The organism is Kitasatospora sp. NBC_00039 (assembly GCF_045160625.1).
Taxonomy (GTDB): Bacteria; Actinomycetota; Actinomycetes; order Streptomycetales; family Streptomycetaceae; genus Kitasatospora.
Map to the genome: position 1 here is coordinate 313049 of NZ_CP108290.1, position 14505 is coordinate 327553.

Genomic DNA, 14505 nt, shown 5'->3' on the forward strand with positions numbered 1-14505 from the left:
TCAGTGGCAGCTGTACTTCGGGCTGGTGTCCTTGACCTGGCCGTCCGTGCCGACGTAGCTCCAGCCGTACCCGGAGTCGGTGAAGTCCAGCTTCAGTACGCCGTATTCACCGCTGATCCGCTTCTGGCTGTTCGGCTGGACCTGCTCGATCGGGTACGGCTCGGCGCCGCCCATCCCGCCGACGATCTCGACGATCCCGTCCGCGGTGGCCTTCCCGTCCGGGTCCTGCGGGGCGAACCGCTCGTAGTGGTGGTCGTGCCCGTTCAGCACCAGGTCGGCCCCGGCGCCGTAGAGGATCTTCCACACCGGCCGGGAGACCGGGTCGTTGCCGTGCCCGCCCGAGGAGTACAGCGGGTGGTGCCAGTAGGCGGCGACGCACTTCTTCGCGTTGGCCGCCAGGTCGGCCTTCAGCCAGTCGATCTGGGCGCTCTGGTCGAAGGCGTTGGAGTCCAGCGCGACGAAGTGCCAGTTGCCCTCGTCGAAGCTGTACCAGCTCTTGCCCTGCGGGTAGGCGATGCTGCCGAAGTACGACTTGTACCCGGCGAGCGACCCGGCCGGGTCGTAGGTCTCGTGGTTCCCCGGTACCGGGTGGGTCTTCGCCTTGAACGCACCCCAGCTCTTGTCGTAGTAGTTCCGGAAGTCCGAGAGCCGGGCGTCGTCGTACTGGTTGTCACCCATCGTCAGGTAGAACTTCGGGTTGATCTGCTGGGCCAGCGCGGCGGTCTTCGGGTGCGCGCAGCCGCTGTCCGAGGCGGTGCACTGCGCGGCGATGTCGCCCGCCGCCACCACGGTGAACGCCCCGCCCGGCGGGGGCCCGTCGTCCAGCGCCCCGTACACCTCCATCTCGAACAGCGAGTACCCGTACGACGTCCCGCGCGCCGTTCCGTACATCCGGACGTAGCGGCCCTTGCCGGCCAGCCCCGTCCAGTCGTCCGTCCCGCCGTTCCCGGCCTTCTCCTCCGCCACCGTCGTCCAGGTCACCCCGTCCGCCGACACCTCCAGCCGGTACGCCTTGGCGTACGCGGCCTCCCAACCCAGCTTCACCCGTGAGACGTTGGCGTTCCCGCCGAGGTCCACCCGCAGCCACTGCGGGTCCTTCCCCTCCACGCTCGCCCACCGCGTGGTGGCGCTCCCGTCGAACGCCTTCCCCGCCGCGTACGACGAGCCTTCCGTGGACGACGCCGCCGCGGGCTTCCCCTGCGAGATCAGCGGATCGGCCGCCGCCCCCGCCCGCCCGGACCAGCCGAACAACAGGCCGCCGAGCAACGCGAGCACAGCGGCGAACACACCGATACGGACAGGCCTTGCCGAGACACCAAGACGCATTCCTGGACTCCCTGACCTTGAGAAACGGCGAGAGCTGGACACCGGCGCACACCACACGAGCCCGCCGGTCAAGCGGCGACCGCACCACCGCAGCGGCCGGGTCAGAGCTCTCGCTGAGCGCGTCACACCCCGTTCGGTACGGGTGCCGCGCCAAGCCGCCGGCCGACAGCCTAGTAGAAAGTAAAGTTTCCTATCAATGGTCGAGCAGGACCGAACTTCGTCCGGAGTCCGACCCGCGGGCGCCGCCGGCCAGGGTCTGGGCTGCCGCTCACGTCGGGCTACGAGCTGCAACGCATCAACGCCTTCCCGGCCGGGTTCGCGCAGGCAGGCCGAGCGCCGTCCGAAACCGCGGACCGGTCAATTGACGATCACTCAACTGCCTCGCCGGCGGCGCAGGGCGGCACGCCGGGACGGGCGGGGAGCGCACGATGCCGTGGTGACGGTCCCGGGAGGTGACGTCGTCGACGGTGTCCGAGACCGCCGGTCAGGCCCGGCCCTTCTGCCGTAGGAGCGTCCTGAGGTTCTCCTTCGCCTCGGCCAGCCCGGCATCGGCGGCCTTCCTGAACCACTGCTCGGCCTGCACGAGATCCCCGGTGTGCCAGGAGCGGACTCCCACGTCGTTCATGGCGGTCGGATCGCCGGACTCGGCGGCCCTCCGGCGCCAGATTCCCGCTTGGGACAGGGCTCCGCGCCGTTCGAGCAGGCGCGACAGCCGAAGCATCGCGTCGGGCCGCCCGGCCTCGGCGGCCCTGCGGTACTGCTGCTCCGCCTCGGCGGTCGAGCCGACCCGCTCCAGTCGCTCCCCCTCCTTGGCCAGTGCCTCCGGGTCGGGGGAGTGGGTGTACAGCCGGTTCCGGACCAGGGCGAGCTTGCCGGCCGTGCGGGTGTTGCGCTGCTCGGGGCGCGGGTGCCCCTGACTGGGCAGCACCCTGGCGAGATGTTCGTGGATGGCCAGCAGGGTGAGGAACTCCGCCGCCTCCGTCGACCCGTGCCGCAGGAGGCGCAGCAGTTCACCGGTGAAGGCCGTGTGCTTCGCGTCGGAGGGCGCGACGGAGGGCCGGTTCGCCGGTGAGGAGGCCAGGGTGCACGTCCCCGCCGCCTCCAGCTGGCCGGCCACCACCGAGGTGGCGGAGGCCATCGTGTCGACGGCCATCCCGGAGAAGCAGCAGTCCAGGATCAGGACCCGGTTCGCCGCACGGGCGGTGGCCAGCGTGCGGCGCAGCAGGCCGAAGGGCAGCCCCGTCCAGGCGATCAGCGCGGGGTCACTGGAGGTCCCGGGCAGCGACAGGTACAGCTCCCCGTCCGGGCCGACCAGGCCGTGGCCGGTGTAGTAGACCAGCAGGAGGTCCTCCGCCTGCACGGCCGCGGTCACCAACCGGGTGCCGATCACGGCGAGATCGGCCAGGTCGGGCTTCGCCACACAGTGCTCGGACCGCAGGGCCGTGCCCCACGGGCTTGTGAGCACCTCGGCGAGGTCGGCGATGTTGTTGCGCACGGCGGGCAGGTCGGGCAGGTCGGGGTCGGCGTACCGGCTGGAGCCCAGCAGCAGGGCCCTGGAGCGCGGCGGGTCCGGCAGGCGCATTCACCGCTCCGGGGCGTGCCGCGGGACGGCATCCGCGCCCGCGCGGCGCGCCCCTGGAGCGAGGCGGGTCACGGGAGTTCGGCGGGTCGGCCGATCCCGGCGGGTCGGGCGAGTGCCGCGGGTCGCGTGAGGTCGGCGGGTCCGTCGCGCCCGGCCTGCCGGTCGCGTCCGACCGGCCCGGTCACTGCTCCAAGGCATGCCGCAGCACGGCTTCCACGTCCAGTTCCGGAGCGTCCCGCACGGAGATCCTGACACTCCGTCCGTCGGGCCCGGTCACCTCGATGTCCGCGGACGGACGGCGGTGCCTGATCCACACCGCCACCGAAGCGGCCAGCACGGTGCCCGCTCCCTGCGCCCCGAGGGCGACGATCAGGATGTCGGCGAGCCCTCCCATCTGCTCGGGAAGCGTCTCGGGCTTCTCGATCGCGGTCTGTCCGCGGAGTTCGTCCTCCCGCGACAGCCAGTCCGCCAGCTCGACCAGCTCCGCGGGGCCCTTCTCTCCGGTCAACCGGATCCGTGCCTGCATCGTGCTCCCCTTCTCGGTTCTCATCCCCAACGCCGCGCGTCCGTCACGGCCTTCAGATCGATCAGCGCGTTGGCGTATCCGGCATCGATCGCCAGTCGACACCACTGCTCCGCCTGGGCCGTCTCGCCGAGCTCGGCCAGCAGCAGCCCGAGCATCGCCATCGCCGACGCGTTGCCCGCGGCGGCGCTCCTGCGCAGCCACAGTTCCGCCGCCTCCAGGTCCCGCTGGTCCCACCGCAGCCGCCCCACCTGGAACATGCCGAACTCGCTGCCCGCCTCGGCGGACCGCAGGTACCACCGCTCCGCCTCGGCCAGGTCCTCGCGCTCCTCCGCCTGCGCACCCATCCTGTACATGGCCAGGGTGTCCCCGGTGTCCGCCGCCCTCCGGCACCACTGCTCCGCCTCGGCCGCCGCGCCGCGCCGTTCCAGCACGGAGGCCAGCCGAAGCATCGTCTTCTGGATCCCGGCGCTCACGGCCTCCCGGTACCACCGCTCCGCCTCGGCGAAGTCCTGCCGCTTCTCCAGCAGCCTCCCCAGCAGGTCCATCGCCATCGGCGCCCCCGCCTCGGCCGCCGACCGGTACCACGGTTCGGCGCCGGCCACGTCCCCGCGCTCCTCCAGCAGGGTGGCCAGCATCATCATCGAGCGGATGTGTCCGGCCTCCGCCGCCTGGCGGTGCCACTGCTCGGCCCCGGCCAGGTCACCCTGCTGCTCCAGCAGGCCGGCCAGGCTGAAGACCGCGGGGAGGTGCCCGACACCGGCGGCCCAGCGCAGCAGCCCCTCCGCCTCGGCCGGTTCGCCGCGCTCCGTCAGCAGGGACGCCAGCAGGGTCAGCAGCTCGGCCACGAGCTCGACCGCCTCGTCCTGCGGAGCGTCGCCCGCCTGCGACACGACCGTGGCGGCGCTCCGCACCAGCTCCTCCGCCTCGTCCAGGTCACCGCGCTGCATCGCCAGACGCGCGAGATCCCTCAGCGCGTTTCCCCGCACCACGGAGTAGCCCGTGGTGTCGGCCGCCTTGCGCAGCCACTCCCGCGCCGCGTCCAGGCGGCTCTCCTGCACCAGCAGGCACCCGATCTTCCACATCGCGTAGGCGTCGCCGTGCTCCACCGCCCGGTGGTACCAGTTCTGCGCGCCCGCGAGGTCGCCGCGCTGCTCAAGGAGGTAGCCCATTCCTCCCATCGCGTCCACGTGCCCCGCTTCCGCGGCCTTGCGCATCCACTCCTCGGCCGCCGCGGGCTCTCCCCGGTCCCGCAGCAGCTGGCCCAGCCGCGCCATCCCGTCGAGGTCCCCGCCGGACGCGGCCCGCCGGTACCACCCCTCGGCCTGAGCGGAATCCCCGCGCTGCTCCAGCAGCCAGCCCAGCCGGATCATCGCCTTCGGATCGCCGCCCTCGGCGGCCTCACGGTACTGCTCCTCCACCTGACCCCCTGTCGGTGTGCGGATGATGGGCGCCGGCCACGGGCCGGGCGCCCGCCGGGCCCGTGGCTACGTCCCGGAGCCGGCACCTCCCATGCTGCCCACAGGCGGACATGATCATCCGACTGTTTGTGCCGTATCCACCGGACCACCGCATCCGCGCGTGGTGGCCGAGGGTCCGGTCCCGGAGCACGGCGCAGGCGGCGACGAATCCGCTGCGTGCAGGGGCGGTGTGGCGGTTCCCGCTCGGCAGCACGGCCGGTGCCAGGCGGGCGCGGCCCCGTTGGTCGGTCGCCAGGGGCCTGCGGGTCGGAGGGGCGGCCGCGCGGCCGGGAGGCCGTCGGCCACCGGCCCGGTTGCGGGTAGAGTTGCCGCCCGGGGCAGCCCACGCCGTCCCCGACCCCACGGTTCGTAGATGGTGCGGGCCGACCGCCGTGTCGGGACCGATGGCGCCCCCGCGAAGACTTTTGGCAGGAGACGGAGCGTGCGTGTGCGCCAGGTGTCCGGCCTCGTCTGTCCGCCGTGACGCGTCGCGCGCCGTGAGCTGATCGGCCGCCTTCGGGCCGGCCCCGCTCCGTGCCCTCCGTTCTTGCGCCCGTCACCCCGGGCGATCCGTGGGATGCCGCCATGGCCTTCCGCGCCCCGTTCCCGCGCGCACCTGCCGGTCGCGCCCGAGCCCGACAGGTCCACGCCGTCTTGCAGACTTCTCCGCCCACCGCTGCCGCGCGCCTGCGCGGGGCGCGTCCCACCTGGCTGAACGACCCGAAGGTCTGGCGCACCGAGGTGCTGGCCGGCCTGGTGGTCGCGCTCGCGCTGATCCCCGAGGCGATCTCGTTCTCGATCATCGCCGGCGTGCCCCCCAAGATCGGCCTGTTCGCCTCCTTCACCATGGCGGTGACGATCGCGGTCGTCGGCGGGCGCCGCGCGATGATCTCGGCCGCGACCGGCGCCGTCGCGCTGGTCATCGGGCCGTTGAACCGCGAACACGGCTTCGGCCATCTGGTGGCTGCGGTGATCCTGGCCGGGGTCTTCCAGATCGTGCTGGGCGCGGTCGGGGTGGCGAAGCTGATCCGGTTCGTGCCCCGCTCGGTCATGGTCGGCTTCGTCAACGCTCTGGCGATCCTGGTCTTCCTGGCGCAGGTCCCCGAGATGACGCACGTGCCGTGGCCGGTCTACCCGCTGATCGCGGCCGGCCTGGCCCTGATGGTGTTCTTCCCGAAGGTCACCACTGTGGTCCCGGCGCCGTTGGTCTCGATCGTCATCCTCACCGTCGTCACCGTCGGGGCCGGCCTCACGGTGCCGACGGTCGGCGACAAGGGCGAGCTGCCGTCCTCGCTGCCGGTGCCCGGGCTGCCGGACGTGCCGTTCACCCTGCACACGCTGACGGTCATCGCTCCCTACGCCCTCGCGATGGCGCTGGTGGGGCTGATGGAGTCGCTGATGACCGCCAGGCTCGTCGACGACATCACCGACACTCGTTCCGACAAGACCCGCGAGTCGATCGGCCAGGGCGTCGCCAACATCGTCACCGGCTTCTTCGGTGGCATGGGCGGTTGCGCGATGATCGGGCAGACCATGATCAACGTGAAGGTGTCCGGCGCCCGCACCCGGCTGTCCACCTTCCTGGCCGGCGCGTTCCTGATGGTGCTCTGCATCGTCTTCGGCCCGGTCGTCTCCGACATCCCGATGGCCGCGCTGGTCGCCGTGATGGTCATGGTGTGCTTCGCGACGTTCGACTGGCATTCCATCGCCCCGAAGACCTTGCGGCGGATGCCGGCCGGGGAGATCGCCGTCATGGTGATCACCGTCGCCCTCGTCGTCGCCACCTCCAACCTCGCCGTGGGCGTCGTCGTCGGCTCGATCACCGCGATGGTCATCTTCGCCAGGCGCGTCGCCCACCGCGCGGACGTCACCGCCGTCACCGACCCCGACGGCGGCCAGGTGGTCTACGCCGTGAGCGGGGAGCTCTTCTTCGCGTCCAGCAACGACCTCGTCGGCCGGTTCGACTACGCGGGCGACCCGGACAGTGTCGTCATCGACCTGAGCGGGGCGCACATCTGGGACGCCTCGTCCGTGGCCGCCCTCGACGCCGTCGAGGCCAAGTACGCCCAGCGCGGCAAGACCGTCGAGATCACCGGTCTCGACCAGCCCAGCGCCGCGATCCACAAGACGCTCAGCGGCGAACTCGCCGGCCACTGACGGACCGCACCGCACCGGCTCTCCGCACTCCCGGAGGGCCGGTGCTGTCGTTCGGCGCCGTCGGGGCCCCGCAGCCGCGAGCCGGCGGGCGTGGCACCGCACGACGGCGGGCGTGAGCTCCACGTGCCGCCGACCCACCCGACCCGGCCGGCGGGCCGGACGGCGTCGTCCGCGAACCCGGCGACCTTGTTCTTGAATGGTCGCTCATGTATGTTCCTTCCATGCCCAGACCGCGTGAGTTCGACCCCGACAGCGTCCTGAACCAGGCGATGCTGCGGTTCTGGGAGCGGGGGTACCGGGCCACGTCCATCGAGGACCTGGTGAAGGCCACGGGCGTCAAGCCCGGAAGCATCTACAGTGCGTTCCCCGGTGGCAAGCGCGCGCTCTTCGTGAAGTCGCTGGAGCGCTACTCGAAGCTGGTCGTCCCGCAGAAGCTCGGGGAGCTGGAGGCGCCGGGTGCGTCGGTGGCGGAGGTCCGCGGCTACTTCGACGGGCTGGTGCGCGACCTGCTCAGCCCCGAGGGGCGCCAGGGCTGCCTCCTGGTCAACACCGCGATCGAGAAGGCCGCCGAGGACGACGAGGCGGCGGCCGTCGTGCGCGGCCACCTGGCGCGCCTGGAGCGGTGCATGACCCACGCCCTGGAGAACGCGGTCCGCCGCGGCGAGGTGCGGGACTCCCTCGATGCGGGCGGCAGTGCCAAGCTGCTGGTCGCGACCTGTCAGGGGCTCATGGTCGTCGGCAAGGCGAATCCGGACGAGACGGTCCTGCGGGCGATCGTCGACAACGCCTTCGCCGTGCTCGCCTGACAGTACGACCTTCGGGCCACCGTGCGCGGTGGCCCTTTCGTCGGCCCAATAGTTGAATGACTACTCAAGAACGAGGTTCGGACATGAAGGCCATCGTCATATCCGCTCACGGCGGCCCCGAGGTGCTGACCGTCACCGACCTGCCCGACCCGGTCCCCGCCGCCGGCGAGGTCCTCATCAGGGTCAAGGCGTTCGGCCTCAACCACGCCGAGGCGTACATGCGCAGCGGCGCCTGGGGTCAGGTCGCCGCCGTCCCCGGAATCGAGTGCGCCGGCCTCGTCGAGGCCGACCCCTCGGGCCGGCTCCCCGCCGGGACGAAGGTGGTGGCGATCCTGGGAGGCATGGGCCGCACCCGCAACGGCAGCTATGCGGAACTGGTGACCGTCCCTTCGGCCAACGTCGTGGCCGTGAACGCGCGGCTGCCCTGGGCCGACCTGGCCGCGGTGCCCGAGGTGTACGCCACGGCGTACAGCGCCCTGCACGGCAACCTCGCCCTGCGGCCGGGCGAGACACTGCTGGTCCGCGGTGCGACCTCCTCGCTCGGGCAGGCCGCCGTCAACCTCGCCGTCCAGCACGGAGCAGGCGTGCTCGCCACGACCCGCCACCCGGCACACGTGCCCCTGCTGAAGGAACTCGGGGCCTCCGACGTGCTCATCGACGACGGTCACCTGGCGGCGGAGGTCGGCCGGCGGGGCGTCGTCGTCGACGCGCTGCTCGACATCGTCGGCAACACGGTGCTGCGTGACTCGCTGGCCGCGGTCGGGCCGCGCGGACGGGTCTGCCAGGTCGGCTTCCTCGGCGGATTCGCCCCGGTGGCGGACTTCGACCCGATCGCCGATCTGTCCAGCGGCGTCCAGCTCAGCTTCTTCGGCAGCGCCTTCGTCCTGGGAACCCCTGCGTTCCCCCTCGCGGACGTTCCGTTGGACGCGATCTACGCCCGGGTCGAGGCCGGCGCCCTGCGGGCCCGCCCCACCCGGATCTTCCGCTTCGGCGAGATCGTCGAAGCCCACCGGGTGATGGAGGCCGGCCGGGCGCTGGGAAAGATGGTCGTCGTCCTCGACTGACGAGGGTGCGGTCCCGGGCGCCGTTCGTGATTCGTAAGGCCGTACCGCGCCGGCTCCCGCTGCGCCGGCTCCTACAGTGACGGCACAGTCAGGCGAGAAAGGTGTGTGACGTGACGAGCGATCAGTTCCTGCTTCCCCGGGCCGATGTAGGTGTGATCGGCGGCTCCGGGCTCTACGAGCTGCTGGACGACGTGGCCGAGGTGCGGGTGGAGACCCCGTACGGCGAGCCGAGCGACGCGCTGTTCTTGGGGGAGGTGGCCGGCCGCCGGGTGGCGTTCCTGCCCCGGCACGGGCGCGGCCACCGGCTTCCGCCGCACCGGATCAACTACCGCGCCAACGTCTGGGCGCTGCGTTCGCTCGGCGTGCGTCAGGTGCTCGGGCCCTGCGCGGTCGGCGGGCTTCGGCCCGCGTACGGGCCCGGGACGCTGCTGGTGCCCGACCAGTTCGTCGACCGGACCTCCGGACGCGTCCGGACCTTCTACGACGGACTGCCGTTGCCGGACGGTTCGGTGCCCGGGGTGGTCCATGTGTCGATGGCGGATCCGTACTGCCCGCAGGGGCGCCGGGCCGTGCTCGCGGCAGCCGCCGGCGCCGCCTGGGACCCCGTGGACGGCGGGACCCTGGTGGTGATCGAGGGGCCCCGGTTCTCCACCCGCGCGGAGTCACGGTGGTTCACCTCCAACGGGTGGTCGGTGGTCGGTATGACCGGCCACCCCGAGGCCGTCCTGGCTCGTGAACTCGGCCTGTGCTACACCTCGATCGCCCTGGTCACCGACCTCGACGCCGGCGTGGAGAGCGGCGAGGGAGTGACCCACGCGGAGGTGCTCGCGGAATTCGGGCGCAACGTGGAGCGGCTGCGCACGGTGCTGTTCAAGGCGATCGGGCGGCTTCCCGCCGACCGCGCCTGCCCGTGCGGGCACGCGCTGGACGGCCTCACGACCGGTCTTCCCGGCGTTCCGGGCGACTGACCGGCCGGGATCGGCGCCACCGCCGCACGAGCCCGGCCAGGAGGGCGAGTGCGGCGGTGGCAGCCAGGGCGGACAGCCAGTTGCGCAGGTAGGGCAACGGCAGCAGGGAGGGGTTGCCGTGATCGTCGCCGGCACGCAGAACGGCGGGCAGGCCGACGGCGGTCACGGCTGCGACCACGATCAGCCAGCCGCGCAGGACCGGCCCGCGGGCCAGGCGGGCGCCGACGAGGCAGAGCAGCGGCAGCCAGACGCCGTCGTGCAGGATCAGCGCCCCGACCCCCCAGGTGATGATCTGCGCCGGGGCGGTGATGTAGGAGTCGGTCAGCAGGCCGTACAGGCCGAAGGCGATCAGCGCGAGACCGGAGGCGAGGGTGGTGCCTCGGAGCCAGGCCGTCATCGGGCCACCTCGATCCGGGCGACCCACTTGGTCTGGAGCACGCCTGGGCGATTCGGCGCGATGATGCGCGCCGGGAACCCGTGATCGGCGTCCAGCGTCTCGCCGTTGACCCTCAGGGCCAGCAGGGTGAGCGGGTCGTCGGCGTACTGCGCGGGCATCTCCATGACCCGGTACGGGCCGGCCGCCTCCAACGAGGTGATCCGTGCGGCGGACCCGGCGGGCGCACCGGCCCGGGCCAGCAGGTCGGCGACCCGGACGCCGCCCCAACGGGCGCTCGCGCTCCACCCCTCCACGCAGGAGATCGGCAGGACCGCTTCGTGCTGGGGGAGTCGGGCCAGCTCGTCGAGCGTGAGCTCGTACGGCCGGGGCCCGTCCACCCGGAGCCTCCAGGTGTCGGGAACGGTGACGGGTCCGGCCTGGGCGGCGGTGCGGTTGACCGGGAGACCCTGGGGGCCGAGGTCGGGGCGTCGTGGCGACAGCAGGTTCAGCGGGCGCAGCCAGGGCACGGTCTGTCCTGCGGTGGTGAGCGTGACCGCGCCGACCGCCGCGGCGACCGACGTCAGGAGCGCACGCCGCCCGGGAAGGGGGGCTTGCGGGCGTCGCCAGTTCCCGGCGATGAGCGGCCACTTGGCGGCGATGTGGACCAGCAGGCCTCCGGTGGCCAGCCAGCCGAGCCAGAAGTGGGTCTGCCGGAACGGGAACGGCCACGGGTACCACTGGAGGGTGTTCAGCAGGCCGGTGAACAGCTCCAGCAGCACGGCGGCCACCAGGACGGCGACACCCAGCCGCTCCAGCGCGTGCGGCACGCTCCGCGCCGGAGGCCACGCGAACAACCGGGGGTAGACCGTCCAGAGTTTGGCCCCGGCCAGGGGGATGGCGGCAAGGCCGCTGATGACGTGCAGTCCCTGGGTGACGCGGTAGCCGTTCACCGGACGTGCGGGCAGCAGGCCGGACAGCCAACCCGGCGGGTCCTGGAGCAGGTGGCTGGCGAGACCGGTCAGGAAGCAGACCAGGAGTGCGGCGCCCAGCCAGCGGCCGAGGACGACGGCGGTGCGCGGCTCGTGCACCGCCGAGGAGAAGGCGTCGTCACGGAACGGACCGCGGCGCAGGAACGCGGGTGGGGGCGGGATCGCGGGACGGAGGCGGCGCCGGGCGCCGGAGTGCTTGGATTCCACGCCCTCATCGAAGCGTCACAGGGCCCTCGTCGGGTGGTGCGACGTGCTTACGGAATCCGAACGGCGGCCCGCCGGAGTCGTTCGCCCGGCGGGGCCGGTGGCAGGGTGGGCGCGTGGCCACACGTACCCTGCTGCCCTGCACGCTCGCTCTCTCCGCGCTGGTGGTGGCTCTGGCCATGACCGTGACCGGCGGTGGCACGCTCGCCGACCGGAGCCCGCTGTGGTGGTGGTACGCACTCGACGCGGGACTGTTCGCGGCGGCGCTGGTGCTCCTGCGGCGGGTGCCCGGCCGCCGGGTGGCGCCGCTGGTGCTGGCCGGGAGCGTGGCCGTCGCCGCGGTCGGGCTGCTGGCTCCGCCGCGTACCAGCGACGACGCCTACCGGTACGTGTGGGACGGACGGGTGCAGGCGGCCGGCATCTCGCCGTACGCGCACGCCCCGGACGATCCGGCGCTCGTCCGGTTGCGCGACGAGGCTCTGTTCCCGGCGACGGACGGCTGTACGGGGTGGGACGAGCGGCGGACGGCGTCCGGCGACTGCACCCGGATCAACCGGCCCGCCGTGCACACCATCTACCCTCCGGTCGCGCAGGTGTGGTTCCTCGCCGTGCACCCCTTCGGGGGCGGGGTGCGGGGGGTGCAGGCCGGGGGTGCGCTGCTGGCGGTCGCGACCACGGGCGTGCTGCTGGCGATCGGGCGGGGGAGCCGGCGGGCGGCCCTGTGGGGTTGGTGTCCCGGCATCACCGTGTGGGCGGTCAACGACGCGCACATCGACACCCTCGGGGCTCTGTTGGCGGCCGCCGGGCTCGGCTGTGCGGCCCGCCTCCACGTGGCCCACCGTCGTGCCGGAGCCGGAGCCGGAGCCGGAGCCGGAACGGTAGTGGGCGCGGGAGCCGCGGGCGTGCTGCTGGGCGCGTCGGTCGCCACCAAGCTGCTGCCGGCCCTCGCCCTGCCCGGAGCCCTGTCCGGGGCGCTCTCCCGCCGTCCGACCAGGAGCGACCTCGCCGTCCTCGGCGCGGCTCTCGGGGCGTTCGCGGCGGCGTATGCGCCCCATGTGGCCGTCTCCGGCCCGGCCGTCCTGGGATACCTGCCCGGATACCTGCGGGAGGAGGGCTACGAGCAGGGGCGCCTCGACCGGTTCGGGCTGCTGCGGCTCGTGCTTCCGGACGGCTGGGCGCCATGGGCGGCGGGACTGGTGGCGGCGGCGGTGGTGCTGTGGGTGCTGCGGCGCGGTGACCCCCGCCGCCCGTGGCGGGGCGCGCTGCTCGTGACCGGGACGGCGCTGCTGCTCGTCGCGCCGGCCTACCCCTGGTACGGCCTGCTGGTGGTGGCCCTGGTCGCACTCGACGGCGCCTGGGAGTGGCTGGCGGTTCCCGCCGCCGGGCAGGTGCTCTACCTGGTCGGCGGTGAGGTGGCGCAGCAGGTCGCCTACGGGGCGGCCCTGGCCTGCGTCCTCCTGGTGCCGGTGCTGCGCGGGCCCGCGCGGTCCCCGCAGGGCGGGACGGCGCCGTGGTCCACGCGTGACGCGCCCGGCGCGGAACGGCCCGTGGTGCGCGGACGGAGATGACGAAAGCCTGACGGCTCGGCGCCGGATCTGGTCGCGGCACCGGTGCGACTGGTCGAATCGGACGCGTGGACAGAACAGCGAAGCATTCCGGGGGCACCCCGGTGGGCCGGCGGGTGGTGCTCGGCATGCTCGGCCTCGGCGCCGTGGGCGTGGCGGCCGGCCCGTATCTCCAGCGGGCCCAGGACGCCGTGGCCGGGAAGGACCCGACGGGACTCACCGGGCTGCTGCCGGGCGGTGGCGGCTTCCGGTACTACTCCGTGGTGCCCTCGGTACCGGCCAGGGGCCCTGATACGTACACCCTGACGGTGGACGGGCTGGTGGAGCGGCCCGGCAGCCACCGCCTGGCCGACCTTCAGGCGATGCCGCAGCGCCGGATCGTGCGGGACGTGCAGTGCGTGACCGGCTGGCGGGTACCGGACACACCGTTCGAGGGCGTGCCGCTCGCCCACCTGCTCGACGCCGCCGGCGTCCGCGCGGACGCCGGAGCGGTGCGGTTCAGCTGCTTCGACGGCGAGTACACCGAGAGCCTCACCCTGGAACAGGCCCGGCGTGACGACGTGGTGGTCGCGCTCAAGCTCCAGGACGCCCCGATCTCGCACTCCCACGGCGGACCGGTGCGCCTCTACGTGGCGCCGATGTACTTCTACAAGTCGGCCAAGTGGCTGTCCGGGATCACCGTCACCGAGACGGTGCAGCCGGGCTACTGGGAGCAGAACGGCTATGACGTCGACGCCTGGGTCGGCCGGTCGAACGGACGTGACGATGCGCCGACCGCCTGAGCTCCTCCTCCGTTTCACCCGCGCCGAGCGCTGGGTGCACCGCGCCACCGCCGCCCTGATGCTGACCTGCCTGGCCACCGCGGCCTGCCTCTACGTGACGCCGCTGGCCGAACTGGTCGGGCGCCGAAGGCTGGTCGCCACCGTCCACGTGTGGTGCGGCCTGGCGCTGCCGGTACCGCTGCTGCTCGGCCTGGCCTTCCGGGCGGTGCGCGCGGACGTGTCGAGGCTGAGCCGCTTCCTTCCGGCCGACCGGGCGTGGCTGCGGGCGACGTGGGCGCGCGCGTCGCACCGTCCGGCGGGGAAGTTCAACGCCGGGCAGAAGCTGTACGCCCAGTGGACGCTCGGGGCGATGCTGGTGATCCTCGGTACGGGCCTGTTGATGTGGCTCACCCACCTGACGCCGCCGGCCTGGCGGACCGGCGCGACCTTCGTCCACGACTGGCTCGCGGCGGCCATCGCCACGGTGACCGCCGGGCACATCCGGATGGCCGTACGGGATCCCGAGGCCCGGCGCGGGATGCGGACGGGGCTGGTCGACCGGCGATGGGCCGAGCGGGAGCACCCTCAGTGGCCGGCAGGGAGCCCGGCCGCCCAGGAGGAGTAGGCCGAGGAGGAGGTCCTGTCCGGCCGGTCCCGCCGGGCGCGAGACCGACCGGCCGAGACCGACCGGACCGAGATCGACCGGACAGGACCTGGCTCCCGC

The 14505-nt window shown here is 73.0% G+C and carries 13 protein-coding genes; 7 read left to right on the top strand and 6 right to left on the bottom strand.

The window, feature by feature from the left end; genetic code table 11:
- From OG286_RS37565 to OG286_RS37580, 4 genes are all read right to left on the bottom strand, one after another.
- Entirely contained in the window at window positions 1–1326 is a 1326-nt protein-coding gene (locus OG286_RS37565) for a discoidin domain-containing protein (RefSeq protein ID WP_331741489.1), read from the bottom strand.
- 484 nt (window positions 1327–1810) lie between these two features.
- Window positions 1811–2908, bottom strand: a complete 1098-nt coding sequence (locus tag OG286_RS37570; protein WP_331741490.1) for a caspase, EACC1-associated type — start codon at window positions 2906–2908, stop codon at window positions 1811–1813.
- A 181-nt stretch (window positions 2909–3089) separates the two neighbouring features.
- Window positions 3090–3434 (bottom strand): effector-associated constant component EACC1, encoded by a 345-nt coding sequence (locus OG286_RS37575; protein WP_331741492.1) that lies wholly within the window; start codon window positions 3432–3434, stop codon window positions 3090–3092.
- Between the two features lie 20 nt (window positions 3435–3454).
- Entirely contained in the window at window positions 3455–4852 is a 1398-nt protein-coding gene (locus OG286_RS37580; protein ID WP_331741494.1) for a tetratricopeptide repeat protein, read from the bottom strand.
- 693 nt (window positions 4853–5545) lie between these two features.
- On the opposite strand from OG286_RS37580, the gene OG286_RS37585 reads away from it, so the two are divergent.
- The 4 genes from OG286_RS37585 to OG286_RS37600 all read left to right on the top strand — a co-directional run bounded on the left by OG286_RS37585 (window position 5546) and on the right by OG286_RS37600 (window position 9886).
- Window positions 5546–7048: a SulP family inorganic anion transporter gene (locus OG286_RS37585; RefSeq protein WP_331741496.1), complete on the top strand. Its 1503-nt coding sequence runs from the start codon at window positions 5546–5548 to the stop codon at window positions 7046–7048.
- Between the two features lie 221 nt (window positions 7049–7269).
- Window positions 7270–7854, top strand: coding sequence for a helix-turn-helix domain-containing protein (locus OG286_RS37590; protein ID WP_331741497.1), 585 nt, complete (start codon window positions 7270–7272; stop codon window positions 7852–7854).
- Between the two features lie 83 nt (window positions 7855–7937).
- Window positions 7938–8918 carry a zinc-binding dehydrogenase gene (locus OG286_RS37595; protein WP_331741498.1) on the top strand — a complete coding sequence of 327 codons (981 nt, stop codon included), beginning with the start codon at window positions 7938–7940 and terminating at the stop codon, window positions 8916–8918.
- Window positions 8919–9028: 110 nt separating this feature from the next.
- Window positions 9029–9886 carry an S-methyl-5'-thioadenosine phosphorylase gene (locus tag OG286_RS37600; RefSeq protein ID WP_396324602.1) on the top strand — a complete coding sequence of 286 codons (858 nt, stop codon included), beginning with the start codon at window positions 9029–9031 and terminating at the stop codon, window positions 9884–9886.
- Here the strand turns inward: OG286_RS37600 and OG286_RS37605 are convergent.
- Window positions 9852–10283: a hypothetical protein gene (locus tag OG286_RS37605; protein ID WP_331741499.1), complete on the bottom strand. Its 432-nt coding sequence runs from the start codon at window positions 10281–10283 to the stop codon at window positions 9852–9854. The two genes, OG286_RS37600 and OG286_RS37605, sit on opposite strands and share 35 nt — an antisense overlap.
- Window positions 10280–11413, bottom strand: coding sequence for a molybdopterin-dependent oxidoreductase (locus tag OG286_RS37610; protein ID WP_405366117.1), 1134 nt, complete (start codon window positions 11411–11413; stop codon window positions 10280–10282). Before OG286_RS37610 ends, OG286_RS37605 begins: the two co-directional genes overlap by 4 nt.
- A gap of 158 nt (window positions 11414–11571) precedes the next feature.
- On the opposite strand from OG286_RS37610, the gene OG286_RS37615 reads away from it, so the two are divergent.
- The 3 genes from OG286_RS37615 to OG286_RS37625 all read left to right on the top strand — a co-directional run bounded on the left by OG286_RS37615 (window position 11572) and on the right by OG286_RS37625 (window position 14406).
- Complete coding sequence (locus OG286_RS37615; protein ID WP_331741501.1) at window positions 11572–13023, top strand: hypothetical protein; 1452 nt, start codon at window positions 11572–11574, stop codon at window positions 13021–13023.
- 125 nt (window positions 13024–13148) lie between these two features.
- Window positions 13149–13802, top strand: a complete 654-nt coding sequence (locus OG286_RS37620; RefSeq protein WP_331742643.1) for a molybdopterin-dependent oxidoreductase — start codon at window positions 13149–13151, stop codon at window positions 13800–13802.
- On the top strand, window positions 13786–14406 hold the full coding sequence (locus OG286_RS37625; RefSeq protein WP_331741502.1) for a cytochrome b/b6 domain-containing protein: 621 nt from the start codon (window positions 13786–13788) through the stop codon (window positions 14404–14406). Before OG286_RS37620 ends, OG286_RS37625 begins: the two co-directional genes overlap by 17 nt.
- The last annotated feature ends 99 nt before the right edge of the window (window positions 14407–14505 follow it).

Excerpts from the sequence above, each read along its gene's own strand:
- OG286_RS37565 (WP_331741489.1), bottom strand. The coding sequence starts at position 1,326 with ATGCGTCTTGGTGTCTCGGCAAGGCCTGTCCGTATCGGTGTGTTCGCC.
- OG286_RS37570 (WP_331741490.1), bottom strand. The coding sequence starts at position 2,908 with ATGCGCCTGCCGGACCCGCCGCGCTCCAGGGCCCTGCTGCTGGGCTCC.
- OG286_RS37575 (WP_331741492.1), bottom strand. The coding sequence starts at position 3,434 with ATGCAGGCACGGATCCGGTTGACCGGAGAGAAGGGCCCCGCGGAGCTG.
- OG286_RS37590 (WP_331741497.1), top strand. The coding sequence starts at position 7,270 with ATGCCCAGACCGCGTGAGTTCGACCCCGACAGCGTCCTGAACCAGGCG.
- OG286_RS37595 (WP_331741498.1), top strand. The coding sequence starts at position 7,938 with ATGAAGGCCATCGTCATATCCGCTCACGGCGGCCCCGAGGTGCTGACC.
- OG286_RS37605 (WP_331741499.1), bottom strand. The coding sequence starts at position 10,283 with ATGACGGCCTGGCTCCGAGGCACCACCCTCGCCTCCGGTCTCGCGCTG.
- OG286_RS37620 (WP_331742643.1), top strand. The coding sequence starts at position 13,149 with ATGCTCGGCCTCGGCGCCGTGGGCGTGGCGGCCGGCCCGTATCTCCAG.
- OG286_RS37625 (WP_331741502.1), top strand. The coding sequence starts at position 13,786 with ATGCGCCGACCGCCTGAGCTCCTCCTCCGTTTCACCCGCGCCGAGCGC.